Source organism: Streptomyces sp. A01 (genome assembly GCF_059026195.1).
This window is the reverse complement of sequence record NZ_JBWLKN010000011.1, coordinates 125,460-150,031: the sequence shown is the minus strand read 5'-3', so window position 1 is coordinate 150,031 and position 24,572 is coordinate 125,460. Positions and strand designations below refer to the sequence as shown.

20 protein-coding genes and 3 tRNA genes are annotated in these 24,572 nt (G+C 70.8%); 5 read left to right on the top strand and 18 right to left on the bottom strand.

Annotated elements, in window-relative coordinates:
* Positions 1-9: 9 nt before the first annotated feature.
* From AC5P1B_RS17255 to AC5P1B_RS17195, 13 genes are all read right to left on the bottom strand, one after another.
* On the bottom strand, positions 10-2,010 hold the full coding sequence (locus AC5P1B_RS17255) for an FAD/NAD(P)-binding protein (RefSeq protein WP_493888077.1): 2,001 nt from the start codon (positions 2,008-2,010) through the stop codon (positions 10-12).
* A 283-nt stretch (positions 2,011-2,293) separates the two neighbouring features.
* Positions 2,294-4,522 carry an anthranilate synthase component I gene (locus tag AC5P1B_RS17250; protein ID WP_493888076.1) on the bottom strand — a complete coding sequence of 743 codons (2,229 nt, stop codon included), beginning with the start codon at positions 4,520-4,522 and terminating at the stop codon, positions 2,294-2,296.
* Positions 4,523-4,574: 52 nt separating this feature from the next.
* The gene (locus tag AC5P1B_RS17245) at positions 4,575-6,215 is read right to left on the bottom strand and encodes an FAD-dependent monooxygenase (RefSeq protein ID WP_493888075.1); all 1,641 of its coding nucleotides are present in this window, start codon (positions 6,213-6,215) and stop codon (positions 4,575-4,577) included.
* Positions 6,216-6,221: 6 nt separating this feature from the next.
* The gene (locus AC5P1B_RS17240) at positions 6,222-7,751 is read right to left on the bottom strand and encodes a class I adenylate-forming enzyme family protein (RefSeq protein WP_493888074.1); all 1,530 of its coding nucleotides are present in this window, start codon (positions 7,749-7,751) and stop codon (positions 6,222-6,224) included.
* Positions 7,752-7,756: 5 nt separating this feature from the next.
* Positions 7,757-8,023: a phosphopantetheine-binding protein gene (locus AC5P1B_RS17235; protein WP_493888073.1), complete on the bottom strand. Its 267-nt coding sequence runs from the start codon at positions 8,021-8,023 to the stop codon at positions 7,757-7,759.
* A 281-nt stretch (positions 8,024-8,304) separates the two neighbouring features.
* Positions 8,305-10,548 (bottom strand): MMPL family transporter, encoded by a 2,244-nt coding sequence (locus AC5P1B_RS17230; RefSeq protein WP_493888072.1) that lies wholly within the window; start codon positions 10,546-10,548, stop codon positions 8,305-8,307.
* 72 nt (positions 10,549-10,620) lie between these two features.
* On the bottom strand, positions 10,621-11,607 hold the full coding sequence (locus AC5P1B_RS17225; protein ID WP_493888071.1) for a transglutaminase domain-containing protein: 987 nt from the start codon (positions 11,605-11,607) through the stop codon (positions 10,621-10,623).
* A 13-nt stretch (positions 11,608-11,620) separates the two neighbouring features.
* Positions 11,621-13,171: a class I adenylate-forming enzyme family protein gene (locus AC5P1B_RS17220; RefSeq protein ID WP_493888069.1), complete on the bottom strand. Its 1,551-nt coding sequence runs from the start codon at positions 13,169-13,171 to the stop codon at positions 11,621-11,623.
* On the bottom strand, positions 13,168-13,455 hold the full coding sequence (locus tag AC5P1B_RS17215) for a hypothetical protein (protein WP_493888068.1): 288 nt from the start codon (positions 13,453-13,455) through the stop codon (positions 13,168-13,170). Before AC5P1B_RS17215 ends, AC5P1B_RS17220 begins: the two co-directional genes overlap by 4 nt.
* Before the next feature lie 102 nt (positions 13,456-13,557).
* On the bottom strand, positions 13,558-14,721 hold the full coding sequence (locus AC5P1B_RS17210; RefSeq protein WP_493888067.1) for an SDR family oxidoreductase: 1,164 nt from the start codon (positions 14,719-14,721) through the stop codon (positions 13,558-13,560).
* 187 nt (positions 14,722-14,908) lie between these two features.
* Complete coding sequence (locus AC5P1B_RS17205; protein ID WP_493888065.1) at positions 14,909-15,787, bottom strand: alpha/beta fold hydrolase; 879 nt, start codon at positions 15,785-15,787, stop codon at positions 14,909-14,911.
* A gap of 113 nt (positions 15,788-15,900) precedes the next feature.
* The gene (locus AC5P1B_RS17200) at positions 15,901-16,074 is read right to left on the bottom strand and encodes a hypothetical protein (RefSeq protein ID WP_493888063.1); all 174 of its coding nucleotides are present in this window, start codon (positions 16,072-16,074) and stop codon (positions 15,901-15,903) included.
* A gap of 170 nt (positions 16,075-16,244) precedes the next feature.
* Positions 16,245-18,257, bottom strand: a complete 2,013-nt coding sequence (locus AC5P1B_RS17195) for an AfsR/SARP family transcriptional regulator (RefSeq protein WP_493888061.1) — start codon at positions 18,255-18,257, stop codon at positions 16,245-16,247.
* A gap of 2,177 nt (positions 18,258-20,434) precedes the next feature.
* Here AC5P1B_RS17195 and AC5P1B_RS17190 point away from each other — a divergent pair.
* From AC5P1B_RS17190 to AC5P1B_RS17175, 4 genes are all read left to right on the top strand, one after another.
* The gene (locus tag AC5P1B_RS17190) at positions 20,435-20,797 is read left to right on the top strand and encodes a cupin domain-containing protein (RefSeq protein WP_493888060.1); all 363 of its coding nucleotides are present in this window, start codon (positions 20,435-20,437) and stop codon (positions 20,795-20,797) included.
* Positions 20,798-21,050: 253 nt separating this feature from the next.
* Complete coding sequence (locus tag AC5P1B_RS17185; RefSeq protein ID WP_493888058.1) at positions 21,051-21,695, top strand: LysE family translocator; 645 nt, start codon at positions 21,051-21,053, stop codon at positions 21,693-21,695.
* 151 nt (positions 21,696-21,846) lie between these two features.
* A complete protein-coding gene (locus AC5P1B_RS17180; RefSeq protein ID WP_493888057.1) occupies positions 21,847-22,074 on the top strand; it encodes a type II toxin-antitoxin system VapB family antitoxin in 228 nt (75 codons plus the stop codon).
* On the top strand, positions 22,071-22,478 hold the full coding sequence (locus AC5P1B_RS17175) for a PIN domain nuclease (RefSeq protein WP_493888056.1): 408 nt from the start codon (positions 22,071-22,073) through the stop codon (positions 22,476-22,478). Before AC5P1B_RS17180 ends, AC5P1B_RS17175 begins: the two co-directional genes overlap by 4 nt.
* A 103-nt stretch (positions 22,479-22,581) precedes the next feature.
* On the opposite strand, the gene AC5P1B_RS17170 is transcribed toward AC5P1B_RS17175, so the two are convergent.
* From AC5P1B_RS17170 to AC5P1B_RS17150, 5 genes are all read right to left on the bottom strand, one after another.
* Positions 22,582-22,995 carry a PIN domain nuclease gene (locus tag AC5P1B_RS17170; protein WP_493888055.1) on the bottom strand — a complete coding sequence of 138 codons (414 nt, stop codon included), beginning with the start codon at positions 22,993-22,995 and terminating at the stop codon, positions 22,582-22,584.
* Entirely contained in the window at positions 22,992-23,225 is a 234-nt protein-coding gene (locus tag AC5P1B_RS17165) for a type II toxin-antitoxin system VapB family antitoxin (RefSeq protein ID WP_493888054.1), read from the bottom strand. The genes AC5P1B_RS17170 and AC5P1B_RS17165 overlap by 4 nt, the downstream gene beginning before the upstream one ends.
* Positions 23,226-23,568: 343 nt before the next feature.
* Positions 23,569-23,642 (bottom strand) — tRNA-Ile (locus AC5P1B_RS17160).
* Between the two features lie 186 nt (positions 23,643-23,828).
* Positions 23,829-23,901: transfer RNA gene (locus AC5P1B_RS17155), tRNA-Asn, on the bottom strand.
* A gap of 5 nt (positions 23,902-23,906) precedes the next feature.
* A tRNA-Asn gene (locus AC5P1B_RS17150) sits at positions 23,907-23,979 on the bottom strand.
* A gap of 203 nt (positions 23,980-24,182) precedes the next feature.
* Between AC5P1B_RS17150 and AC5P1B_RS17145 the strand changes: the two genes are divergently transcribed.
* Positions 24,183-24,482, top strand: coding sequence for a YtxH domain-containing protein (locus AC5P1B_RS17145; RefSeq protein ID WP_493888053.1), 300 nt, complete (start codon positions 24,183-24,185; stop codon positions 24,480-24,482).
* Positions 24,483-24,572: the final 90 nt, after the last annotated feature.

Genomic DNA, 24,572 nt, shown 5'->3' with positions numbered 1-24,572 from the left:
GCAGGCGCCCTACGCCGCGGTCTCCGTGAAGTCGGGCTTGGGCTCCACGGCCGCGTGCGCGCCGCACGCCAGTGCCGCCAGGGCGATGGCGTCGGAGTCCGTCAGGGTCACGGAGTTGACGCCCGGCCTGATGCCCGCGGCCGTCACCCAGTGCACGGATTCGGTGGGCACACCGAAGGCGAAGCGGCGCGGGTGCGGCCGGTCGGCGGTGTCCAGGACGTTGAACGGCCGGGCGGTGACGGCGAGTCCGTCGGTCTCGTACCAGCCGTCGCTGCGGTTGGCGATGCGGTGCGCGCGGCACTGCCCGGTCTCCCGCAGGTAGCGCAGCAGTCCGTCACCGGTGCGGCGCAGGGTGATGTCGGGCAGCCTGGCCTCGATCAGGAAGGTGGCCCGGACGGTGGAGCCCGGCACCAGCGGGGAGGCGGCCGTGTAGCAACCCTCGGCACTGGCGGTGTCGATCCGCATGTCGGGCCCGACGACGCGCAGCACTCCGGCCTCGATGAGCGCCATCATCTCCTCGGTGCGCCGGGCGGGCGGGCCGATGGACAGGAACGCGTTGAGCGGGGTGTACCAGCGGTCGAGGTCGTCGCGGTGTGAGTCGCCGTGCAGCCCCGCGTGGTCCACGACGAGCCGGATCTCGTTGCGCAGGTCGCGCAGCACGTCGAGGGCGGCCTTCAGCGGGCCGCTGACGTTGCCCTGGTGGGCGTCGGCGACGTCCTCGCTCAGGTGGTCGAGCAGCCAGCTCTGGAAGTGCGCGGGGCTGGTGAAGTCCTGGCCCCGGTAGGGGTAGGCGATGGCGTCCCAGTCCCACCGGTCGCCCGCGGCGACGCCGTAGCTGTCGAGCACCCCGCTCTCCCCGGCGCTGTGCCAGGGCTGGTCGAGGAACTCCTTGAGGAAGCGTTCGGCGTCGGCGGGCCCGCCCTGGGAGGTGAGCAGCGTGCTGTAGTAGACGGCTTCCGCTTCCTTGGCGACCAGCGGCCACACGTCGGTGCGGAAGTCCACGCCGGGCTTGTCCTCGGGCCTGCGGTGCAGGGCGGCTATCCGCTCGGGGGTGAGCAGCAGCGGTTCGTGCCTGCCGTGCGGGCCCTTCTCGTTCTCGCCTCTGGCCTGGTACGGGATGCCCCGCCGCGACCCGGCGACCAGCACGGGTTCGCGGCCCGAAGGCTGGTAGACCAGGCGGCCGTCCTCGCGGGCGAAGGTGCCGCCGCGGCCTGCCGTCAGCAGCGTCATGTAGTCGAAGAAGTTGAGCCCGAGGCCGCGCAGCAACACCGTCCGGCCCGGCTGGATGGCGCTGAGGTCCACATCGGCCGGGTTGGCGGGCGCGATGTAGCCGAGGCCGAGCGCGGCGGCGCGGTCGGCCAGCGCCCGCTCTCCGGGGCTGGGGTCGGCGGGCAGATGGCCGAGGGCGAGGACGACGGCGTCCAGGTCCTCCAGCACGGTGCCGTTCTCCAGCGTGACGGTCTGGCGCGGCGTGCCGAGGGCGGCGTCGCCCAGGTCCGCCGCCTTGTCGTCGAGTGCCACGGCCCGGGTGGCGTGCACGGTGACGGTCACCGAGTCCGGGGCGCCGGCGACCACCCGCTGGAAGACCCACGTCAGGTACTGGCCGTAGAAGGCGCGGGTGGGGTACGAGTCGGGGCCCAGCTCCCTGGCCTCGGCCAGGGTCGCCTCGCGGTAGGCGTCGGCGCCGCAGTCGGCCTCGCCGCCGGGCGCGAGCAGTGACCGCGCCCACTGGTAGAGGCTGGGGCCTGGCTCCAGTGGGCCCTGGAGATCCACGCTGGCGTCGGTGAACAGGGATATCTGACCGGCCACGGTGTTCATCAGCAGCTGCCGCGACTGATCGACGCGCCAGACGCCGCCTGGGCCCGGCGGGTGCGGGTCGACGAGATGGACATGGAGCCGGGTGCCGGTGCCACCGGCCGCGTCACGCGCGGCGGCGCAAAGGCGCTCAAGCACGGAGAGGCCACGCGGCCCCGCGCCTACTACGCACACGGCTAGGTGCCTGGAGGTCATGCGCGTCCGTCCTGCGGGTAGAGGTGGGATGGGGTCGGCATGGTCGCCGCCGCCACGATGTGGGGGCCGGGCACCGCGGGCCAGGTCCTGGCCCGGGCCGCCGGCCCGCTGAACACGGATCGCACCGCGGGGGTGCGGTGGTGAGCTGGCTCATCGGTCCCGCGGGGTGCGCGGTGCCGGGAGTCCGCGTCGTCCGGCGGCGCCGCGGGCGGCGCCGTGCGGGGCGCTCGCCGCGCGCGGCACGCGCCGGGGCGGCCGGGGGTGACGGCGGGCGCGGGCGCGCTCATCGGCCGGCTCTCGGGGGGTTGCGGCGCATCAGGTGGGTCACCGCGTTGGCGATGACGGTACGTCCGGTGCGCCCGGCGACGGTGAGGATCGACTCCGGGTGGAACTGCACCGCGGCGAAGCCCCCGTCCTGGGCCTCCACCGCCATGGCCACCCGGCCCTCCTCGGTCGTCGCCGTGACCTTCAGCGGCTCGGGCATCAGCTCGGGGACCGCGTACAGCGAGTGGTACCGGCCCGCCTCGAAGGCGGGTGGCAGGCCGTCGAGCAGTACCGAGTCGGTGGTGGTCCGCAAGATCCTGGACCGCTTGCCGTGGATGGGCGCGGGCAGCGTGGCGAGGCGGCCGCCGAAGTACTCCACCAGGCCCTGGAGGCCCAGGCACACCCCGAACACGGGGATGCCGAGCCGTTCCGCCTCGGCCAGGGTGGCGGCTGTCGCGAAGTCGGAGGGTGTCCCCGGGCCTGGCGAGAGCACCACCAGGTCGGGCCGCTGCTCCTCCAGCAGCGGCAGGTGCCCGCCGCTGCGGTAGGTGCCGACAGCGGCGCCGGTCTCCCGGAAGTACCCGGCGAGGCAGTGCACGAAGGAGTCGCGGTGGTCGACGATCAGGACGCTGCGGCCCTCGCCCGGGGCTTCCCGCACCGTCAGCCGCCCGCTGCTGGGAAGAGGCTTGTCGACGGCCTCGTCCAGCACGTCGAGCAGCGCCTTGGCCTTGAGTTCGGTCTCCTGTTCCTCGTCCTCGGGCCGGGAGTCGTGCAGCAGTGTCGCGCCGACGCGCACGGTGGCCACCCCGTTGTCGAGGTGGATGGTGCGCAGCGTCAGCACGGTGTCGAGGCCGCCGTCGAAGCCGACGCGGCCGACGGCTCCGCCGTACCAGCGGCGGGGTGAGCGCTCGTGCCGCTCGATGAACTCCACCGCGGCCAGCTTGGGCGCGCCGGTGACGGTGACCGCCCACAGGTGGGCCATGAACGCGTCCAGCGCGTCGAGCCCCGGCCGCAGTTCGCCCTCGACGTGGTCGACGGTGTGGATCAGGGTCGAGTACATCTCGATGCGGCGCCGCGCGGTGACCCGCACGGTGCCTGGCACGCACACCCGGGACTTGTCGTTGCGGTCGACGTCCGTGCACATCGTCAGCTCGTTCTCGTCCTTGGCCGAGTTGAGCAGGGTACGGATGTGCTCGGCGTCCTCCAGGGCGTTGCCGCCGCGCCGGATGGTGCCGCTGATGGGCGCGGACTCGACCAGGGTGCGGGTGCCGTCGGAGCCGATATCGCGGCGTACCCGGACGAACATCTCCGGGGAGGCGCCGACGAGGTGTTCGCCTTCGGCGAGGTTCATCAGCAGGCTGCGGGGGGCCGGGTTGCGGTGCCGCAGGCGGCGGAAGAGCTGCGCCGGGGTGCTGGTGGCGGCCCGGCGGAAGACCTGCCCCGGCACGGTCTCGAAGAGCGCGCCTGACCGGAAGAGCGGCATGGCGGCGTCCACCACCCGGGCGTACTCGCCGGGTTCGTGGTCGCGTTCGCGTGCCGGGCGCCGCCCGCCGGGGGCCGGGCAGGGGGGCGTGGCGCGCTCCAGGCCCTCCGTGCTCCTGCCCAGCGCCCGGAACTCGTAGGTGTGCCTGACCGCCTCGTCGCTGTGCAGGTCGAGTTCGTAGACGGCGTCCGGCAGGTGCAGCACCATGTCGCGGTCGCCCGGCGCGCGCCGCTGGCGCAGCTCCATGGGGTCGACCCGGAAGATCAGGTCGTAGCCGAAGGCGCCGTACAGGCCGAGCAGCGGGTCGGCTCCCGCCATGCCGTCGACCAGGGCGCGTACGGCGGCGAACACCCCGACCTGCCGGGTGCGGTCCTCCTCGGCGAACAGCCCGCTGGGCGGCTCGCCGTGGACGCGTACGACGTCACAGCTGGCGGTGAAGCCGGAGAGGAAGGGCACTCCGGCGAGCAGGCCGCCGAGCACGGGGAGGAGGACGCGGCCCCGGTCGTTGAGCGCGCGGAACTCCACCCGGGGGCCGGTGGCGGTGACCTCCACCGGCGGGTCGAGGTAGCCGACGGCCCGGTCGCCGTCCCGGAACTGGAGCATGCCCCTGCGGTCGCAGAGCGCGTCCTCAAGCACGGTGCGGACGGCGGCGGCGCTGCCCGCGTACTCGCTGGTGCGGGAGATCTCCACACCGGCCGGGGTGGTCCACCGCGTGGTCTCCGCCGTTGGGGCGGCGCGGGACCCGGCGGTTTCAAGCAGGGTCATTCCCAGCTCCTTTCACGCCCGGGCGTCCCGGGCACGCCGACTCGACACCCGGTCACCCGGTGGCGTCGGTCCATACGAAGTCCGCCCGCGCCGACTGCACATGGGTCCAGCCCTGGCCGAGCTCGCCGCGGCCGCACACATACGCGGTGGGCGTGCCGGTCACGGCGCGGACCCGCTCGCTCAGGGCCATCTGCGCGGTGCGGTTGTCGGCCGGGCTGCCGCCGCCCGGCGCCACGGCGACCACGTCGAGGGCGATGTCGCGCACCAGCCGGGCGATCCGGTCGACGGTCTCCCCTACGGGGTCCTCGGCGGGCTCGGTGGCGCGCAGCAGGACTCCCACGCGGGCGGTGGGCACCATGGCGCGGCATTCCCGCAGGTGCCGTACGAGAGTGGCGTCCTCGGCGGGGGAGGCCAGTTCCAGCAGGACGGTCTCCGCGTCGGCGGGCACGGGACCCGGGGCGCAGGCCGCCCCGAGCAGGACGGCGTCCCCCGGCTGTACGGGCTCGCCCGCCGTGACGAGCCGGGCGACCGGTTCGGGCGGCAGGCCGGTCAGCTCGCGCCCGCAGCGCTCGGCCAGTCCCTTGTCGAGCCGCAGCAGCAGGTCCGCCGGGGACTGCCCGCTGCGGCTGAGCAGGCGCAGCATCAGCGTCCCGACGTCCAGGTCGGCGTGTTCGTGCTGGTGCTCCCACATCCGGCGGCTCGCCCAGGCGGCCCGCTGGATGCCCTGCACGATGGGGCGGCGGGCCTTCTCGTACGCGGCGAGCGCCGCGTCGAGCCCGGTCTCGTCGGCCTTGTCGAGGCAGCGGGCGAGTTCGGCGGCGTCCTCCAGGGCCATGGTGGTCCCCGAGCCGACGGAGAAGTGCGCGGTGTGCACGGCGTCGCCGATGCCCACCAGGCGGCCTGTGGACCAGCGTTCGGCCTCGATGTGGGAGAACGTCAGCCAGCGGGAGCCGTTGCCGATGAGCCGGGCGCCCTCCAGGTCGTCGGCGAAGACCTTGGCGCAGTAGTCCATGGCTTCTTCGTCGTTCCAGCCCGGCGGCCGGGTGTGCCCGTCGGTGAAGCCACCGGCCCGGAAGGTGTCCGCGCTGATCTCCACGAGGAACGTGGACTTGTCCTCGGCGTACGGGTAGACGTGCGCGCCGACGGGGCCGTAGCCGCCGTTGCCGAACAGGAACGTCATGGCGTCAAACGCGCGCTCGACGCCGAACCAGGCGTACCGGCTCTCCCCGGTGACCACCCGCGCGCCCCACTGCCCCGTGAGGGCCGTGCGGGTGCGGCTGCCCGCTCCGTCGGCGGCGACAACAACGTCGTAGCTGTCGAGGAGTGCGGTGGCGTCGGCCTCCGACTCGTACGTCACCCGGGCGCCGGACTCCTCGGTGAGGCGGCGCAGGCTGGCGAGCAGCGCGCGGCGCTCCACGGCGGCGAAGCCGTGGCCCGACGAGCGCACCCGCCGGCCGTCGCGCCTGACCTCCACGTCGTCCCAGCGCGCGCCCTGGTCGAGGAGGGCGGCGACCACGTCGGGGGCGGCCTGGCGCAGCCGGGCCAGGCTCAGCCGGGAGAAGACCACGCCGAACCCGAAGGTGGCGTCGGCCGGGCTGCGTTCGAAGACGTCGACCTCGTGGTCTCCGTACCGGCGCAGCAGCAGGGCGAGCATCAGCCCGCCGGGGCCCGCGCCCACGCATGCGACTCGCACAGCGCCTCACACCCCCTTGGTCCGGACGGCGGCGACGGCGGCTGCCGACTCCTGGGCGAGCTGGTCGCGCAGCACCCGGCGCAGCACCTTGCCCGCCGTGCTGCGCGGGATCTCCGGCACGAGGACGACCCGCACCGGGCGCTTGTAGCTGGCGAGTTCGGCGACGCAGGCGGCGAGCAGGGCGGACGCCTCGGGTGGCTGGGGCCCGGCGGCGACGAACGCCACCGGCACCTCGCCCCACTCCTCGGAGGGGGCGCCGACGACGGCGACGTCCCGCACGCCGGGCTGGGTGGCGAGGACGCGTTCGATCTCGGCGGGGTAGACGTTCTGGCCGCCGCGGATGAGCACGTCACCCAGCCGGTCCACGAGGTAGAGGTAGCCCTCGGGGTCGGCGTAGGCGACGTCGCCGGTGCGCAGCCAGCCGTTTCTGACGGTGGCGGCGGTGGCCGCGTCGTCGCGCCAGTAGCCGAGCATCCGGCCGTCGCCGCGTACGCACAGCTCGCCGATCTCACCGGGCGGCACCCGGCGTCCGGCCGAGTCCTGGATCTCGATGTGGCAGCCGGGCAGCATCTGCCCGGCGGAGCGCAGCCGCAGTTCGTCGGTGCCCTCGGCGAGGTGGCTGGTGTCGAAGGCCATGGTGGCGATGGGGCCGCCGCCCTCGGTGATGCCGTAAATGCTGCGGAAGGGGCAGGGGAAGCGCTCAAGTGCCTCCCGGAGCAGGTCCTCCGGCATCGGCGCGCCGCCGAACATGACGTCGGTGAGGGAGGACAGGTCGGCGGAGGCGAACGCCTTGGTGCGCAGCGCGAAACGGACCATGGAAGGCACCAGGAACGCGCGGGTCGCGCGGTGGCGTGCCACGTCGGCGAGGAACCGCTGCGGAGTGAAGTCCTGCTGGAGGACGAGGGTGCCGCCCGCGGCGAGGACGGCGAGCCCGATGACCACGCTGCCGTGGAACAGCGGGCACGGGTTGATCATGACGTCGTCGGCACAGAGCCCGGTCTCGGCGGCGAGGCCCGTGTAGCAGGCGGAGACGGAGCGGTGGGTGACCACGACGCCCTTGGCCCGGCCTGTGGTGGCCGAGGTGTGCAGGATGGCGTAGATGTCGTCCTGGAGGGGCAGCGGCAGGGTCCGGACGGGGCCCGTGGCCATGGTCTGGTAGGCGGGCGACTCCAGGGCGATCTGCCAGGCGTCGCCGAACGCGTCGCCGAGCCGGTCGAGGACCGCTTGTTCGGCGAAGACCGCTACGGGATCGACGTTCGCGACCACGTGCTCGACTTCGGGGGCCGGGAAGGTGTGGTTGACGGGGCAGACGACGATGCCCGCCTTCCCCGCGGCGATGTACAGCTCAAGTACCTCGGCGCGGTTGCGGGAGCTGACCACGACGCGCTCGCCGCTGCGGACGCCGCGGTCGAGCAGCGCGCAGGCCAACGAGTCGGTGCGGTCGTCCAGCTCGCGCCAGGTCAGCTGGTGGTCGGCGGCCGCCACGGCCAGCGCGTCGGGGCGCCGCTGCCGGTGCCGCTTGACGAAGTTGGCCATCCACATCAGTGGGCCCCCTCGGTGACGGCTGACTCCGCGCCGCGGGCGACGAGGACGCGGTCGATGCCGTCGAGGGTGTGCAGCTCGGCCAGCTCGTCGTCCCCGAGCGGTTCGCCGGTGCGGTCCTCGATGGCCAGGGCCAGCCGGATCAGGTCGCCGGAGTTCAGGCCCGCCGCGGTCAGGTCGGCGTCGCGGCCGACGGAGTCCAGGAGTTCCGGCATGTCGATGAACTCAAGCAGCAGTCGGTGACCCGGTGTCGGCTGGTCGCTCACGGTTTCCCCCTGGTGATCTGCGGACGTGTGTCCGCGCGTGCACGTGTGCGCGCGTGACGCGGCGTGCTCGTACAGTGCGTATGTGGTGATGCCGTGCGTGTGGTGATGCCGTGCGCACGTGGTCATACCGTGCGTACGTGGTCATGCGGTGCGTACGCCGTCGTACGGAGCCCGCGTGTTCGTACGGTGTCTGGGTGCGGAGATGAGGGTGGTGCCGGCGCCGGTGGGGCCCACGGGCCTCGTGGGCCCCACCGGCGCGGGTCAGCGGTGACAGCCCGCGGTCAGCGGCGGACTTCCGCTTCTTCGGCGGAGTTGTCCGCCTGGGGCGTGACGACCGGGTCGTCGCCGCCCTCCTTGAGTCCGATCCGCTTGTGCAGGCGCACCATCGGGGCGGGCGCCCACCAGTTCCACTTGCCCGCGAGCCGCATGAAGGCCGGGACGAGGACACCCCGCACGAGCGTGGCGTCCATGAGCACGGCCAGCGCCATGCCCACGCCGAGGATCTTCATATAGGTGATGCCGGAGATCGCGAAGGACGCGAACACGATGCCGATCAGCAGGGCGGCCGCGGTGACGATGCCACCGGTGCGCTCCAGGCCGAGGGCCACGGAGCGGGTGTTGTCGCCGGTGGCGTCGTACTCCTCCTTGATGCGGGAGAGCAGGAACACCTCGTAGTCCATGGAGAGGCCGAACGCCACACAGAACATCATGATGGGTGTGGTGGCGACGATGCCCCCGGTGACCGTGAAGTCACCGACCAGCCACTTCAGGTGGCCGTCCTGGAAGATCCAGACCATGGCGCCGAAGGTGGCGGTGAGACTGAACAGGTTCAGCACCAGCGCCTTGATCGGCACCACCACGCTACCGGTCAGCAGGAACAGCAGGACGAACGTGGAGATGGCGATCAGACCGATGCTGTACGGCATCCGGTCGGTGAGCGAGTCCATGGTGTCCCGGAACGCCGGCGCTATGCCGCCCACCTTGACGTCGAACGGCGCGTCCTGGGCCCTGACATCGCGGACCACGTCCTGGCCCGCGTCGCTGTAGGCGCCGACCGAGGGCACGACCGAGAGCCAGGTGCCGCTGGTGTTGGCGTACTTGGCGGACTCGTCGCCCGGCTTGCCGACCTGGCGGCCCTTGGCGTACGAGCCGGTCAGCGAGTCCACGCGGGAGACGTTGTCGAGCTGGGAGAGCGCCGTGGCGTACTCGCTGATCTGGGCGCTCTTCGCCTTGGGGTCGCCGATTCCCTCGGCGACGACCATGACCGGCTCCATCTCCTTCGCCGAGTAGTCCTGCGAGATCGTGGTGCCCACCCGGTGAGCCTCGGCGTCCTCGGGCAGGGTGCGCTCGTCGGAGAGGTTGAACTTGATGCCGAGGAACGGACCGCCGAGCACCAGCAGGATGATCATGACGCCGGTGGCGAAGGGGATCGGGCGGCGCATCACCTTGGTGGCGACGCGGTGCCAGAAGCCCTCCTCGACCGTCTTGGCCTTCTTGTTCCTGGTCCAGGACCACTTGTTGATACGCAGCCCGATGACGGCGAGCAGCGCCGGGAGCATCACCAGTGTGGCGAGAGCGGCGAAGGCGACCACCGCGATACCCGCGTAGGCGAAGGACCGCAGGAAGTACATCGGGAACAGCAGCAGCGCGGACAGCGACAGCATGACGGTAATGGCCGAATAGAGGACCGTGCGCCCGGCAGTACGCAAACTGGTCGAAACGGCTTCCTCGACCGTCGCGCCCTTGCGGAGCTCCTCTCTGTATCGATTGACCACGAAAAGGCTGTAGTCAATCCCTAGCCCCAGGCCGAGCCCTGTGGTCAAATTCATAGCGAACACCGAGACGTCGGTGAACGATACGAGGATCTGCAGCACCACCAGCGTGCCGATGATGGAGACGATTCCAAGAGCGAGTGGCAAGAGCGCGGCGATGACGCCACGGAAGATGAGGATCAGCAGAATCAAGGTGACGGGCAGGACGATCATCTCAGCGATGAGCAAGTCGTCCTGCGTCTGCACGGTGAGCTCGCGGTAGGCCTCAGCCTTCCCACCGAACTCGATCTTCAGCCCCTGGAAGCCGTCCTCGTAGTGCGGGAGGAGCTTCTCCAGGTAGTCCTCGGCCTCGTCCTCGTCGCCCTCCAGGTGGGCCAGGAGGAGCGCGGAGTCCGACTTCTCACTGCGCAGTGAGGGGTCCTTGCCGGCCGTCCAGTACGAGGCGGCCGACTGGACACCGTCCTCGCCGCTCATCTTCCTGGTGAGCTCGGCGCCCTTGCGGGCGGTCTCCGCCTCGTCGACGCCCTTGGGGGTCTTGACCAGCAGCACCAGGTTGGGCTCGCCCGTACCGAAGCGGTCGGTCAGCGCCTTACTCGCCTTGCTTGATTCCGCGTCGGGCACCTCATAGCCGCCGGACGACAGCTTGCTGCTGACGCTGCCACCCAGCCCTCCGGCGACCACGCAGAAAAACAGGCACAGTATGAGTACCAGCTTTCTGCGATTCGTCGCCAGCGCTGCCAGCTTGTTGAACATCAGATCCTCCTGGTTGGTGCTTTCAGAGCCAGCGGTAACGGCCCCGACGGGGGTGTGTCGGAGAAGATCAGATCAGCTTGTGAGAGGCAGTGGGCGGCAATCGACCAAAATTCGCCCACCATTGGCGCAGACGTGATCGGCCAGCGGCTCCTCTGCTGTCCTGTCCCACGCGAGCACACGATTGTGGACCGAGCCGCGGCAGAAGTCGGCGAACTCCGGACTGGTGTTGCGCTGGCGTCCGCCGAGGTACGCGAGGACGGGGTCGAGAACAAGCCAGCGCCCCTCCTCGTACACCTCGGTCCAGGCGTGCTCGACCCCGATAAGCCCTAGGAGAAAGCCCTTTCGTGTGCGCGCCCTGAGTCCTGCCTCCTGGGCACGCTCGCGCATCAGCCACGCGGAGACCACGCAGTCGGCCATGCGGTGCGCCAGCGCCGCGCGGGGGTCCGCGCGGAGCGTGCCGGGAATCCAGCCGTACTGGTAGGTGCCGGTGGCGAGTTCGTCAAGCAGTTGGTCGTGAATGTCCCGTACGGCATCGGTGCGCGGACTGCTCTGGGAGCCCCGCGTTGTGAGCAACGCCTCAGCGGTGTGCGGCCCGTCGGCGCCCGGCTGCCACTCCTGGAGATCCCCGCCGATCACCTTCGGCGCGGGCGGCACCGGCGTCAGCACGGTGTCCGGGCAGGCGTCGCACGAAGCGGCCAGCCGCACCCGCCAGTGGCGCTCGGCCGTCCAGGCGCTCACCTGCCCGGTCGCCAGCCGCATGCACGACCGCTCACCGAGCTCGGCCACCGACCGGCCGGTGCCGGACTGCAGGCCCAGGTTCATCACGTCGTGGTAGTCGAACCGCGGCCCGTCCGGGGTCTCCTCGGCCGGGAAGCCGGCGTCCACGAGCAGCTGGACCATGGGCTCGGCACAGCCGAGCTCGTGGGCCGCCTCGGTGGCGTTGAGCCTGGGGGCGCGGTGCCCCGCCGGGACGGGGATCATCCTCTCCACGCCGCGTGTCATCGCGGCCAGCCGCGCCGCGTGCGGGTCGTCGGCGGCGCTTCGGTGATCGGTCGTCATCTCGTGCTCCTTCTTACCGTTCCGCGAGACGGGTCAGCTCGCCGGTGGCGAGGCGGCGCGACACCTCAAGGCGCTTGACCTTCCAGGTGGCGGTGTGCGGGATGTCGTCCCAGCTGCAGTGCACGGGCTCGGCGAGCGGCGGCAGCCCCTCGACGGCCGCCGACCAGGCCACCGGGTCCAGTGGCAGATCGCCCCGGGTGCACACCAGGGGCACCGGCGGGCCGTCGTCGACCGGGATCAGCACGGCCTCGGTCAGCTCCCTGATGCTCTCCAGGATGTGGTCCTCGGTGGCGAGCAGGCTGTCCACGCCGCTGCTGCGGTCCACCAGCCGGTCGTACAGGTGCAGACAGCCCTTCTTGCTGACCATCCCGTAGTCCCCCATCGCCCACCAGCCGTTCTTGCGCTGGTCGGGGTAGCCGATGTAGCTGGGGGTGATGCCGCCGGAGCGGGCGAAGATGGCGCCGGGGGTCTCCTTGGGAAGGGTGGTGGCGCCCTCGTCGCCGGAGATGCGGATCTTCGTGTGGCCGATGACCGGTTTGCCCACGCAGCGGCCGTCCTCGCATCCGGCGCCGAGCCGGTGCAGCTTGACGGTGACGGGCCCCGTCTCCGACTGGCCGTACGCCTGGAGGTAGCGGGCCTTGGGGCGCGCGACGCTCAGCAGCGCCCGGATCGTCCGGGGGTGCGCGGCGTCGAAGGAGCTGAGGAACAGGCGTATCCGGGCGAAGAGTTCCGGCTGCCGCTCGGCGATCTCCTCCCAACGGATGAAGACGTTGGGCACGGTCTCCAGGAGGCCGGGGCGCACCCGGGCCATCATCTTCGCGGCGTTCGACGGCTCGGGGTCGACCATGAAGCCCAGCGGCACGCCGAGGGCGAGGATCGCGAGCATCCCGGACATGCTGCGGGCGTGCACGGGTGACAGGCACATCAGCAGCGGGTCGCTGACGCGCAGCACCCGGCCGATCATGACCTGCGGCTTGGCGTGTCCGGCGAAGCTCTTGACCGAGTGCACGACGAGCTTCGGCACGCCGGTGGTGCCCGAGCTGTGCGTGACCAGCTGAGGTGAGTCCTGCGGCGGAAGGACCAGTTCCGGCAGCTCCGTACCGGCCAGGTCGCCCAGGGAACCGCCGTAGGACCCCTTCTCCCCCACGTACCAGCGCGGCGCGACATCGTACGCCACCTCGTCCAGCGTGCCGTCGGCCTCGGTCTTGGCGTCGGTGATGATGGCGACCGGCTCACCCGTCGTGACCAGCGAGCCCAGCGACTTGGCGCCGACGGCCTCGTGGACGAGGACGGGTACGGCACCGATCCGGGCGCAGGCGAAGGCCAGCAGCGGCACGTCGAAGTTGGGCTGCTTGACGATCAGCACCCGACCGCCGCTGGTGACCCCCGCGTCGGCGAGCAGCGCGGCGGCCCGCTCCACGCGCTGGTGGAACTGGGCGAAGCTCAGCTGCGTCCCGGCGTCGGGGAACAGGTCGAGCGGGCGGTCGAGGTGGATGGAGACGGAGGGGTGTCTGCGCGCGGCCTCCGCGGGGGCGGTGGCGAGCGCCATCCTGCGGCGGCTCACTGCTGTCCGCCCTGCCGCGCGACCTGGCGCTTGTCGGGCTCGGCGGCGATGTGCGCGACGAGGTTGTCGAACGACGACACGGCGTCCACCGAGTCCAGCAGGTCCCACTCCACGCCGAAGGACTCGTCGATGGCGTCCAGCAGGCGCATGAACCCGCTGGAGGTCAGGCCGAGGTTCCACAACGGCACCGTGCGGGCACCCGGTTCGTCCAGCGGCACGGCGCCGCCGACGATGTCCTCCAGCAGGATGCGCAGTTTCTCAGCGACTGCTTCCGGGCTGTGCATTGGTCCTCCATTCACTGCCCGCATGTGTCCGCAGGCTCAGCTCGTCTGTACGGGGGATGCGGCGGCCGCGACCGCCGTGTCGCAGGGCGCGGCCGCCGCGGTTCAGGCCACGCGCAGTCGCTTGGACGTGGGCTTGACCACACGTCCCAGACCGGCGCTCTCGTCGAATCCCCGCTGCTGCCGCAGGAAGTAGAGGACGTACTCGGCCAGGTCCTCGATGCCCATCGGTGCGCGTGAGGCGTCCTCACCGCACACGGCGTCGGTGTGGGTCAGGTCGAAGGTCTTGCTGTTCTTCATGTGCGGGCGGTAGAAGTCCATGCCCTTGTCGAAGATCTCGTCCACCGGGGTGAAGTCGGTGTCGTCCGCCGCCCAGATCGGGCTCGGGAGCCCCACCAGGTCCATGACGGTGCAGATGATGTCGCTGGTGGTGGGCTGCTCGAAGTTGGCGAGATGGAAGAACGTCTCGGGCGAGTCGGACAGCGCGATGCTGACGGCGTTGCGGGCCACCATGTCGACCGGCACGAAGTTCAGCCGCGAGTCGGGGTCGGCGAGCAGCCGCACCTGGGTGTCGGGCATCATCTCGACACCGAGCCTGCGCCCGGCGATCCGCTTGAACAGCAGCACCTGGCGGGCGAAGCCGTACATGCCCGACCAGTTGATGCCGTGCCGCGTGACGCTGTGCCCGATGACGATGCTGGGGCGCAGGACGCGGACACGCATCTCGTCGGCGGCGGCCAGGACCAGCTGCTCGGCCTGGATCTTCGACCGCTCGTAGCTGTTGTTGGCGACCTCGGTGTCGGTCGCCCGCTCCTCGAAGACCACGCCGCGCTTGGCACCGGCGACGTAGGACGTGCTGACGTAGTTGAACGTCGTGGCGCCGAGGCTCTTCGCGAGCTGGAGGATGTTCCGGGTGCCGCCGATGTTCTGCGCCTCGATCTCCTCGCGGTACTCCTCCTCGTACCGCAGGGAGGCCGCGCAGTGCCACAGCTCGTCGACGCGCGGTGCCGTGCTCAGGTCGACGCCGCCGCCCTCGACGGTCATGTCGCCGCGGACGGCCCGGGTACGCTCATGGATCGCCGTGGCCAGGTCCGGCCGTCCGTAGCCCTCAGCCAGGCCGTTCAGCGCCTCGTGCAGCCGCTTCTGTGCCACCTCGTCGTCGCTGCCGCGCACCATGGCGTAGATCACGCCTTCGGTGCGCTCCAGCAGTTCCAGGACCACGGTGCCGCCGACAAAGCCGGTGGCCCCGGTCAGCAGACGTATCGTCATGAGTGCTTCTCCCAGGGTTTTTGACAGTGCGGGCAGCCCGCCCGTAACGGCGGAGACTGTCGGATGGTCGCGATGGGGCGGCGGGGGGAACGAACCGCGCCGGTGCACGCGGGCTTCAGGGGTCCGCCGCGATGCGTGCCGCGCGCGGGGCCGGGCCGCGCCACTCGTTCCCCCGCCAGATGAAGGATCAAGCCGGGGGCGTGGCCGTGTCGGCCGCCACCAGCTCGCGCAGGAACTCGCCCGCCGCCTTCTGGAATCCGTCCGGGGCGTCGAAGAACGGCACGTGACCGGCGCGGGGCAGGGTCACGGCGCGGGAGTCGGGGATACGGGCCAGCGCGTCCTCGATGACCGAGTCGCTCCAGGAGAAGTCGCCGTCGCCGAGGATGAGGAGCGTCGGGGCTGTCAGCTGGTTCAGCAGGTCGGGGCTGTCGTCGAGCTTGAGCGAGGCGAGGAAGTTCTCCTTGATGCCCTCGGCGGTGAACAGCGACGCGAAGCTGTCACGCAGCGCCAGGTAGGCGGGCAGCCCACCGCCGTTGATCGTCTGGTCGCAGAAGGACATCGCGTACAGGTGGTTGAAGAACTGCGGGATGCCGCCCGAGTCGAGGCTCGCCACCCAGGAGCGGGTGACCAGCTCGCGGCGCAGCCCGCCGTTGGGCGAGAAGGCGGGACCCACCAGGACCAGCCCGGCGACGCGCTCGGGGTACTTCAGGGCGAAGTCCCGGACGATGAGCGTGGAGATCGAGGTACCGATGAGGTACGTCTTCTCGATCTTCAGGTGGTCCAGGAGCGCCTTCAGGTCCTCGACGTGGTCCACGAAGCGGACCGGCTCCGGGCCCGGCTTGGAGTTTCCCTGGTTGCGCAGGTCGTAGTTGATGAGCTGGAAGTCGTCCTCGAACTGGGTGGTGAAACCATGCCAGAAGGGGCTGACCATGGCGAAGTTGTTGAGCATGGTCACGGCCGGGCCCTCACCGCGGACCTCGTACGACAGCTCCACACCGCCGGAAAGCTCCAGCGTGGAGTGGTCGGCGTACCGGACGTCGAGCTGTCCGAACTCCAGATCTGGCATGTTGGTTCGTCCTCCGTTGTCAGTGCGTGATCGCGCGACGCGCGCAGTGGTCCTGGTGGACCGTGGCGGCTTGTCCGCCGCGTGGCTTGGTGGCTGTACGTGGCGTAGCGGCGTCAGTCCCGGTCGTGGGCCGGGTCGGAACGGACCCCGGCGTGAGAACCGGAGTCCGTGCCACGGTCAGCGGCGCTGTGGACCTCGAAGCGACATCCGCCGATCTCGCTGAGGCCCGCCGCGACGACCTCCACGTCAAGCCCTGCGGGTATGAGCGGCCATCCGCTGCTCCCCATAAGGCACCCCCCTTCTCCCTGCCCGGCCCCCTGATTGCCCGCCGGCCGCTCCATCGCGGTCGGTGTGCGGTCAGGAGGTGGCAGGCCGGAGCACTGTCCGACGCTCCAGGACGATCCTCGGGCCCCGCGTCCAAGGCGTGTTCAAGGCTGGGAAAAGGGCGGGTTTAGCGCTAGGCGGAGGACCCGGCGGTGGCGACGACGGTCCGCTCCCGCGCTCCGGGCAGCACATGCAGCTCGGCGGTGGCCGGTTCGTGTGCGGGCACTGACAAACGGATCAACACAGGGATACGGAACAGCGGCGCGTGGTCCCCGCCGGTCCCGGTCATCTCCGCTACACAGTGGTCGAGAAGCTGCCCGACCAGCGTTTCAGCGGTCCAGACGTCCACGCCGAGCAGCTGCGCCGCCCGCTCGATGCTGAACGGCTCGGCGCCGGCGGTGGCGAGCAGCGTCAACGCCTGGTACGCGGTGCGGTCAAGGCGCGCACAAGCGCTGGCAAGCCGGGCCAGCACATCGAACGAACCGGTGCGCAACTGGGCGATCCGCTGGTCCTCTTCGGCCAGCCGCGCGGCGAGGTCGGTGACCGACCACATGGGCCGTGCGGCCAGCTTCTCGCCCGCCGCGCGCACCGCCAGGGGCAGGTTCCCGGTCAGCCGCACCACCTGGCGGGCCACCGCCGAGTCGGCGCCCACCCGCTCGGGACCGGCGAGCGCGGCGAACAGGTCGGCCGCGTCGTCGGTGTCCATCGGGCCCAGCTCCACGGTGGCCGCGCCGGGCAGGCCGGGGAGCCGCACCCGTGAGGTGATCAGCACGGTGCTGTTCCCCCCGCCGGGCAGCAGCGGCAGGACCTGGTCGGCGGAGTCCGCGTCGTCCAGCAGGACCAGCAGCCGCTTCTCCGCGCTCCAGCTGCGGAAGACGCGCGCCAGTTCATCGGTGTCCTCGGGCAGTTCGGGGACCGGGTGCCCCAGGTCGCGCAGCAGCGAACGCAGCACGGTCGCCGGCCGCACCGGCCGGTCCTCGCGGTCGTGCAGCCGTGCGTACAGCTGCCCGTCGGGGAACTGGCCCCGCAGGGCGTGCGCGGCGCGCACCACGAGCGCGGACTTCCCCGTACCGGCGCCACCGAGCACGGTGATCAGCCGGGGCGCGGTGCGCGCCTCACCTCGGGGCCTGGCCAGCTCGGCCACCCGCTCCAGCTCCTCATGGCGGCCGGTGAAGTCGGCCGTGTCGACGGGGAGCTGAGCGGGCGCGCGGGTCGCCGGGGGCGTGTAGGCGAGGGCGGGCGGCGCGGCCGGAGCGAGGGGAGCGGCCGCGGCGGGCTGGCCCGGCTCGGCCGGGGCCTGCGGGGTCAGCGTGACCGCCCCGGCCCTGGCGGGCGGCAGATCGAGTTCGAGGGACTCGTTCAGGACGTCCCACTGGAGCTTCTGCAACCGCTCCGACGGGTCGATGCCCAGATCTTCGACGAGGTTCCTGCGCAGCCTGGTGAACGCGTCAAGGGCCATGCTGCGCTGGTCGGCCCGGTAGGCCGCGCGCATCAGCTGCGCGGTGAACTCCTCGTGCACGGGGTGCGCCGCGGTCAGTTGCCGCAGCTCACCCAGCAGGCCGCGGTGGCGGCCGAGCTGGAGCTCCGCCTCGATCCGCAGTTCCAGCGCGCTGATCCGCGCCTCGGAGATCTGCGTGATCCGCGCCGCGAGCACCGGACCGGCCTCCAGCCCGGCGAAGGGGTCACCGCGCCACAGCGCCAGCGCGGAACGCAGCGTCGCCACCACGTTGAGGGCGTCTCCCTTGCCCAGGGCCCGCCGCGCCTGCGTGACCCGCCGCTCGAACTCCCACAGGTCGAGCTCGTCCACGAGCAGGTTGATCCGGTACCCGTTGGGGCACGTCTCCAGCCGGTCGGAGGGGCCCGACGGGCTCTGCAACGCCCTGCGCAGCTGGTAGACGTAGGTCTGCACGGTCTTACGGGCGAGCCTGGGAGGCTCCTCCTCCCACAGCTCCTCGATCAGCGCTGACGTCGTCACCAGCCGGTTGGCGTGGATGAGCAGAACGGCCAGCGCGCGCCGGGCCATGGGCGCCGAGGGCGTACGGTTCTCTCCTCGCGCCCTGACCTCCATGGGGCCGAGTACCCCGATGCGCAGCGTGGATGGCTCGGTATCGGACACGCCCGTGCTGGACAGCGCGGCGTCTTTCATGGTGATCCCCCGTTGCGTTTCTTTACGCCTGCACCTACGTGTGGCGCGCACCGCTGGACCGGGCCGGGCTCAACGCCCCGCCGGGCCGCCTGGGTGGCGCCGTTTCAGCCGCTCCGCGAGGCGGTGCCGCTGAGGGCGGGCGCCGCCGTTGTGACGGCTTCCCCGCTCCCCGACCGCCCCGGGACCGGCTTCGGCCCGGCTCCGTGGCCTGCGCCTCGCCGCCACCGTGATGCCGCCCCGCAGTGGCGCCCCGGTGGTTGTCCGTGAGCCGGTCATGACCCACTCCGGTGGCGTGTTCGGTGGCGTGGCCCGACCCGCGCCGACGGCCCCGTACTCCGTCGGCCGTCCCGTGGCCGTCTCCTGATGGACTGCTCTGCGGCTGGTCGTTTCACAGCTGACCGACTTGCGGCCGGCTGTCTCGCGGCTGGTCGTGCTGGTGATACGGCCGCCGACGGTGTCCCCGTCGGCTGATGTCCGCTCAGCCGTCGCCGGGATGACCGACCCCGGGCCGGCTGATCGCCGCGGACGGGCCTTCCACGCGGTCGCGTTCCGCCCAGCCGCCTCTCTGCGCGGGACACCGCGTCCGCTGCGGCCGTGTGCTCCCCTGCCGTTCGCCGGGCCGAGCGACGGCGCGCCGTGCGGAGCGCCGTGCTCCCTCGGGGCGGGACCCGCTAACCGCGGGCGAAATGGCTGGGTCCTCATAGAGCCGACCGTACGGCGCCGAGAGGTTCGACGCAGCTCAACGACAATCGCCTCACTAGCAGGAACCTGCCGTTGTATCCGGGCACCTTGTCATATCCGTGCCGGGGGGACTGGCAGAAATGGCCGGTGCCGTTCCGGCCTGATCTTCCGGTGCCCGGCGCGGCGCACCGCCGACCGGGGTCGGGCCCGCCGCGATCCGGGGGGCGGCGATCAGGTCGCACCGCGCGATCGGGCGTCGGCAGAGATTGCGGAAGAGAGAAAGGAGAAAGGTGCGCGCTCAGTGCGGCGACACGCATCCCTGAAGCCTCCATGTCTCAGCTGTCGAGTAATGCCCCAACGGCCCCGATGGCCGGCGGGCTGTTCGAGCGGAGCCTAGTGCGTCGGGCCGGGGAATCATTACACACCCGCCCCACGGGTTACCACGCATATTCGCGTAGACGATCACGGAACGTCACGACCAACACTGCGCGTATTGCCGGTCCCTACCCTGTTATCCGCATGCCGCTCTTGCCGCGAACACCGACACGGAGCGCGACGGAACACCTGCCGGAAGATTTTTCCCAGCTCATGATCGAAGAGAATCCCCAGGGCACCGGCCCCGTCCTCCAACGGGGCCGACGCGGCCGGCGGAGAGCCGCGCCCTGATCGCCACCGCCCGGCGCGCGGCACGCTCCACCAGCGCCGAAGCGGCCCAGGGCGGCGCGGCGGCCACCGTCGGGCCCCGCACCAGCCCTGGCGGGCGGCCCGGGCCCCGCACCACGCCACGCGCTGGCCCACGGCCCGCCCCGCGCTCGTGTCCGGTGAATTCCCGATGACCTCCGGACTGGTCCTCCCACACCGGAATGGCCGCCCGCGATAACGCCGCGCACGCCGCCCGGGCGCCACGAGCCCCCTGTCCGCTTACCAGGTCCGAGCGCCCTCCACCCTTTCCTGTCAACCCCTAGACACCCCTAAGCGATCCGACAACGGCCTCTATTCGCCACGGAATTCCCTCGCTATCTCCCATGACCCGGAAGGAGCTGCTGGAGTGCCACCGTTCCCTTTCCACCCCACCCGCACCGACACCGCAAGAGCGACCCGCCCCTATAGGGAAGAGGGATGCGCTGAACCCAGCGAACCCTCGAACGGTCGCGGCAGCTCAGACCCCACGCACTCCCCCTCCCCCGCAAACCCGCGAATTCCCCGTAGGTGACATCCCCATACGCTTTCCTCACCCCCCACGGAACGGTCCCCACCGCACACCCGCCCCACGTCCACGCCTTTCCACCACGCGCAAAGGGCAGGAGGAAATCAACGCCCGCCCAGCGCACTGGAAACCGGCGCCAAAGATCGCCCTACGGACTGCCGGAGAACGCGGAAGAACACAGAAGAACGCCACCGGTCACCGGCACACGGGCCCGGCCCGGCCATCCAGCGCGGGCATCCGGCGCACGCGCAAACACCCGGAACGGGACCGGCTGCTAGCGTCCGCTCCCGTGACTGACAGTGTCTATGTGGGTAACGCGGGCCGGGACGCGGCACTGGACCGAGGGTGGCTCCTCGGCCATTTCAAGGACGCCGACGACCCCCGCCACAGCGAGGCCGTGGAGATCAAGTGGGGCGTCCACCCGCCCGGTGACGCACGCGCCCAGTGGGTGACCGGCGAGGAGCGCACCGCCCTGCTCGTCCTGATCAGGGGCCGCTTCCGCGTCGAACTGCCCGGCCGCAGCGTGCTGCTGTCCCAGGAGGGCGACTACGTCGTCTGGGGCCACGGCGTGGACCACTCCTGGCTCGCGGAGGAGGAGTCGGTCGTACTGACCGTGCGCTGGCCGTCCGTCCCCGGTTACCGAGTGCCATAACAAGGAGTGACCTCCCAGCCGCACCGCGTTCCGGCATTCCCCATCGGCCACGGCTTCGCCCCACCGGCCGAGAACGGACCTTCCGCTTCCCTGGACAGCACAGGACATCACAGAAGATTGCCGAAACCGTACGAACCCTACGAACCAAAAGCCTCGCCTGGCACCTCTGAGTTTCTCCGACCACTCGGACACCACTGGACACCACCGGACACCGCCGGGCACCACCTGGTTCAATGCCGTAGGGGTGAGGGACATGGTGTCCACCGACCGTTTGCTCGCGTTCGCCGTAATGTCGCTGCTGGTGATCGTGGTGCCAGGGCCCAGCGTGCTCTTCGTCATCGGCCGTGCGCTGGCCCATGGCCGCCGGACGGCACTGGCGACCGTCCTGGGCAACGTATTCGGCTCGTATCTCTTGGTCGTAGCCGTTGCGCTCGGGGTGGGCTCACTGGTCGAACGCTCGGCGGCCGTCTTCCTTACCGTGAAACTCGCGGGAGCCGCGTATCTGGTCTTCCTCGGCGTCCAGGCGTTCCGCCGCCGCGGCGAGCTGACGATGGGCTCCCCCACCCCGTCGGAGCAACCGGCCCGCGGTGACCTGCGCACCATCGCAGAAGGCATCGTGGTCGGCATCACCAACCCCAAGGGGATCGTCTTCTTCGCCGCCGTACTCCCCCAGTTCGTCGACCACTCGGCGGGCCGACTGCCCGCGCAGATGCTCCTGCTCGGTCTGGTCCCGATCACCATCGGCCTGATCACGGACACCCTGTGGGGTTTGACCGCGTCGGCCGCCCGCACCTGGTTCGCCCGCTCCGACCGCCGCCTGTCGATGATCGGCGGCGCGGGCGGCTTCGCGATGATCGGCCTGGGCGTGACGGTGGCGGCGACGGGCCGCGGGGACTGAGCGGAGGCCGACAGCACCCCCGGCGCGATAACCGTCTTGCCGGACCGGCGAACCCTCCGGCCAGACGGGCTTCCGGGGAACCCACCCTCCCCTGATACATTCGAGCAGGTATATTGATACATGCGATCAGGTATATCGAGAGGTGGAGAACATGAGCCGAACCGTCATCGATCTCGACGACGAAGCGCTTGAGGCGGCCGCCAGGGAACTCGGCACCACGACCAAGCGGGACACGATCAACACCGCGCTGCGCGAGATCGTCGACCGCAACCGCCGACTGCGCGCGCTGCACGAGCTGCAAGACCTCGCCCAAGACGGCGCTCTCGATGTGGAACTCCTCTTCGACAAGCGCAACTACCGGGGCAGGCCCGCCCTGTGAGTGTCCCGGACTACCTCATCGACACCTCGGCACTCGCGCGCGTCCTGCTGCGCCAGGCCACCGAGGAGTGGGAACGTCGCATCGGCGCCGGTCTCGTCGCCCTGTGCGATCTGACCGAGCTGGAACTGCTCTACTCCACCCGTTCCGCCAAGGACCGCGAGATCATCCAGGAGCGCCTGGCCTGGTTCGCCTGGTGCCCCATGCCGGAGGGCGTCTACCGGCGCGCCCGCGTCGTGCAAGAACAGCTCACCACCAAGGGCGAACACCGCAGCGCCGGGGCCGTCGATCTCCTCCTGGCCGCGGTCGCCGAGCAGTCCGGGCTGACACTGCTGCACCACGACCGCGACTTCGACACCATCGCCCGCATCACCGGCCAGCCCGTTCGGATGATCGACCTCAAGTAGGCGCGCACGCGCCGCACGACGTCTGCGTGCAGGACGGGCGCGAACCCGGAGCGCGGCTCATCCGAGATTCGCACGCCCCGACTCCCACCAGCACGACCAGCTGTCAGCCGGCGGTGCGGACGTCGCGCTGCCGCACTTCCTTGAGCACCGCCGCCACGGTCACATAGTCGTTGTCCACGTGGAGCACCGTGTGGTCGTGGTGCACCGCCGTCGCGCACACCAGGAGGTCGATGGCTCCCGCGGATCGGTGTTGTCCTTGTTGCGTGAGCTTGTACTGAGCGGTGTCGACCCAGCGCCAGGCGTTCTTGGGGACCGGCGAAAGCGGGCACAGAGCGTCCAGCTCGTCAGCCAGCTCGTCGCGATGGGCCGGACTGGTGGCGGAGTACAGGAACTCGGTGCGCGTGGGCTCGCAGATCCGGAACACGCCGGCGGCGATGTGTCCCTCCCAGGACCGCAGCGCCCCCGGCGTACGGAAGAGATGCCACAAAGCGGAAGCATCGAGGAGATACGTGATCACTCGAAGGCCGCCCGCCGCCCGCGCTTGGCGGCGTCATGGGCGGCCGCGGCCGCTTCGAACTCACCGCGCTCGCCCCGCTCGGCCAGCTTCTCCGCCGCCTCAAGTCTCTTGACCCGGGCGACGTAGTCCCTCAGGGCCGAATTCACGGTGTCCTTCTTCGTCGACGAGCCCATGAGGCGCATCGCCTCAGCCAGCGCCTCGTCGTCGAGATCGATCTGGGTTACGGACATGTCGGACCACCCACCCTTGGGTACACGATGTACATAACCAGCGTACATCGCCAACATCGCTCCCACATCAGCGCTCGCGCCTACCACGCAGGCAGCCCCCGTCGGCGATGGCCAGGCTCCAGCATGTGCTGCACGAGCCATGGCTTCACAGGTCACGCCTGGCACTGCGAAGGACACATCGATCGCGTCTGGTGGGGTGGTGTCTTGCAGGGCGGGCACGCGGGCCACCACCGAGCCACTGGACCTTCATCCGGCCCCGAACCCAAGGCCACCACCACTGTCGCGAGAGCACTCGGCACCGCGGTCGTGCAGCTCAGAACGATTCTTCTCGCGAGCGGCAGAGTGGGGCGGGTGGGACTCGAACCCACGACCGACGGATTATGAGTCCGCTGCTCTAACCGGCTGAGCTACCGCCCCGTAACGGCGCGTCGCGCACATCTGTGCGCGCCGTCTGCCGCAGCATAGCCGCTCATACGATCTGCTGCCCCTGAGGGGCCGCATCGCGCAACCATGAGGACTGCGGGCGTCCGCGCATGGTTCCCGAAGATCGGGAATCCGTGCGTGGGCGCATGAAAAAAGCCCCTGACGGGGCCCTTTCTTCTGCTCCCCCGACTGGACTCGAACCAGTAACCCTCCGGTTAACAGCCGAATGCTCTGCCAATTGAGCTACAGGGGACCGAGCTCCCCCGACTGGACTCGAACCAGTAACCTGCCGGTTAACAGCCGGCTGCTCTGCCAATTGAGCTACAGGGGATTGCTCCGTGTGCGTCGATTGCGCCTCCCCCCGGCTTCCCGGAGGGCGCGCGCTCTCTGCGACACATACATTAGCGCAAGCAGGGGGGTGCTCCGCCAATCGGTTCCCCCGCGGGTGAGAAGCGGCCCTGGTGGGTAGGCGGGCAGCACGACCCAGCGGGTCTGTTGTGTCCCAGCAGCGGAGGAGCCAGGGAAGGTGGAGTGATGCGCTACCGGCTGACGTTCATCACCGGAGTAGCCGTCGGGTACGTGCTCGGCGCACGAGCCGGTCGCGAGCGGTACGAGCAGCTGCGCAAGAGCGCGCAGCGGGTCTCCCAGAATCCGGCGGTCCGCAATACGGCGGAGGCCGCCGCGCAGAGCGGGCGGGACGCCGCGGGGAAGGCGTTCGACGCGGTCAGCGCCAAGCTCGGCGACCGGCTGCCGGACTCCGTCTCGGAGCGGGTCCAGTCGCTGCGGGAGCAGCGCAATCTCACAGAGGACGACTGGGGCACCAGCAACACGTAGCCCCCGCCCAGCACCACGGAGGAGGCCCGGGGCAGCGCCCCGGGCCTCCTCCCTGCTTCCCGGTTGGCCGCATCACGCGAGCGATAAGGC

What these genes read in the sequence shown, in the direction of transcription:
- AC5P1B_RS17255 (WP_493888077.1), bottom strand. Translation starts at nt 2,010, where the DNA reads ATGACCTCCAGGCACCTAGCCGTGTGCGTAGTAGGCGCGGGGCCGCGT.
- AC5P1B_RS17250 (WP_493888076.1), bottom strand. Translation starts at nt 4,522, where the DNA reads ATGACCCTGCTTGAAACCGCCGGGTCCCGCGCCGCCCCAACGGCGGAG.
- AC5P1B_RS17240 (WP_493888074.1), bottom strand. Translation starts at nt 7,751, where the DNA reads ATGGCCAACTTCGTCAAGCGGCACCGGCAGCGGCGCCCCGACGCGCTG.
- AC5P1B_RS17230 (WP_493888072.1), bottom strand. Translation starts at nt 10,548, where the DNA reads ATGTTCAACAAGCTGGCAGCGCTGGCGACGAATCGCAGAAAGCTGGTA.
- AC5P1B_RS17225 (WP_493888071.1), bottom strand. Translation starts at nt 11,607, where the DNA reads ATGACGACCGATCACCGAAGCGCCGCCGACGACCCGCACGCGGCGCGG.
- AC5P1B_RS17215 (WP_493888068.1), bottom strand. Translation starts at nt 13,455, where the DNA reads ATGCACAGCCCGGAAGCAGTCGCTGAGAAACTGCGCATCCTGCTGGAG.
- AC5P1B_RS17210 (WP_493888067.1), bottom strand. Translation starts at nt 14,721, where the DNA reads ATGACGATACGTCTGCTGACCGGGGCCACCGGCTTTGTCGGCGGCACC.
- AC5P1B_RS17205 (WP_493888065.1), bottom strand. Translation starts at nt 15,787, where the DNA reads ATGCCAGATCTGGAGTTCGGACAGCTCGACGTCCGGTACGCCGACCAC.
- AC5P1B_RS17200 (WP_493888063.1), bottom strand. Translation starts at nt 16,074, where the DNA reads ATGGGGAGCAGCGGATGGCCGCTCATACCCGCAGGGCTTGACGTGGAG.
- AC5P1B_RS17195 (WP_493888061.1), bottom strand. Translation starts at nt 18,257, where the DNA reads ATGAAAGACGCCGCGCTGTCCAGCACGGGCGTGTCCGATACCGAGCCA.
- AC5P1B_RS17185 (WP_493888058.1), top strand. Translation starts at nt 21,051, where the DNA reads ATGGTGTCCACCGACCGTTTGCTCGCGTTCGCCGTAATGTCGCTGCTG.
- AC5P1B_RS17180 (WP_493888057.1), top strand. Translation starts at nt 21,847, where the DNA reads ATGAGCCGAACCGTCATCGATCTCGACGACGAAGCGCTTGAGGCGGCC.
- AC5P1B_RS17165 (WP_493888054.1), bottom strand. Translation starts at nt 23,225, where the DNA reads ATGTCCGTAACCCAGATCGATCTCGACGACGAGGCGCTGGCTGAGGCG.
- AC5P1B_RS17145 (WP_493888053.1), top strand. Translation starts at nt 24,183, where the DNA reads ATGCGCTACCGGCTGACGTTCATCACCGGAGTAGCCGTCGGGTACGTG.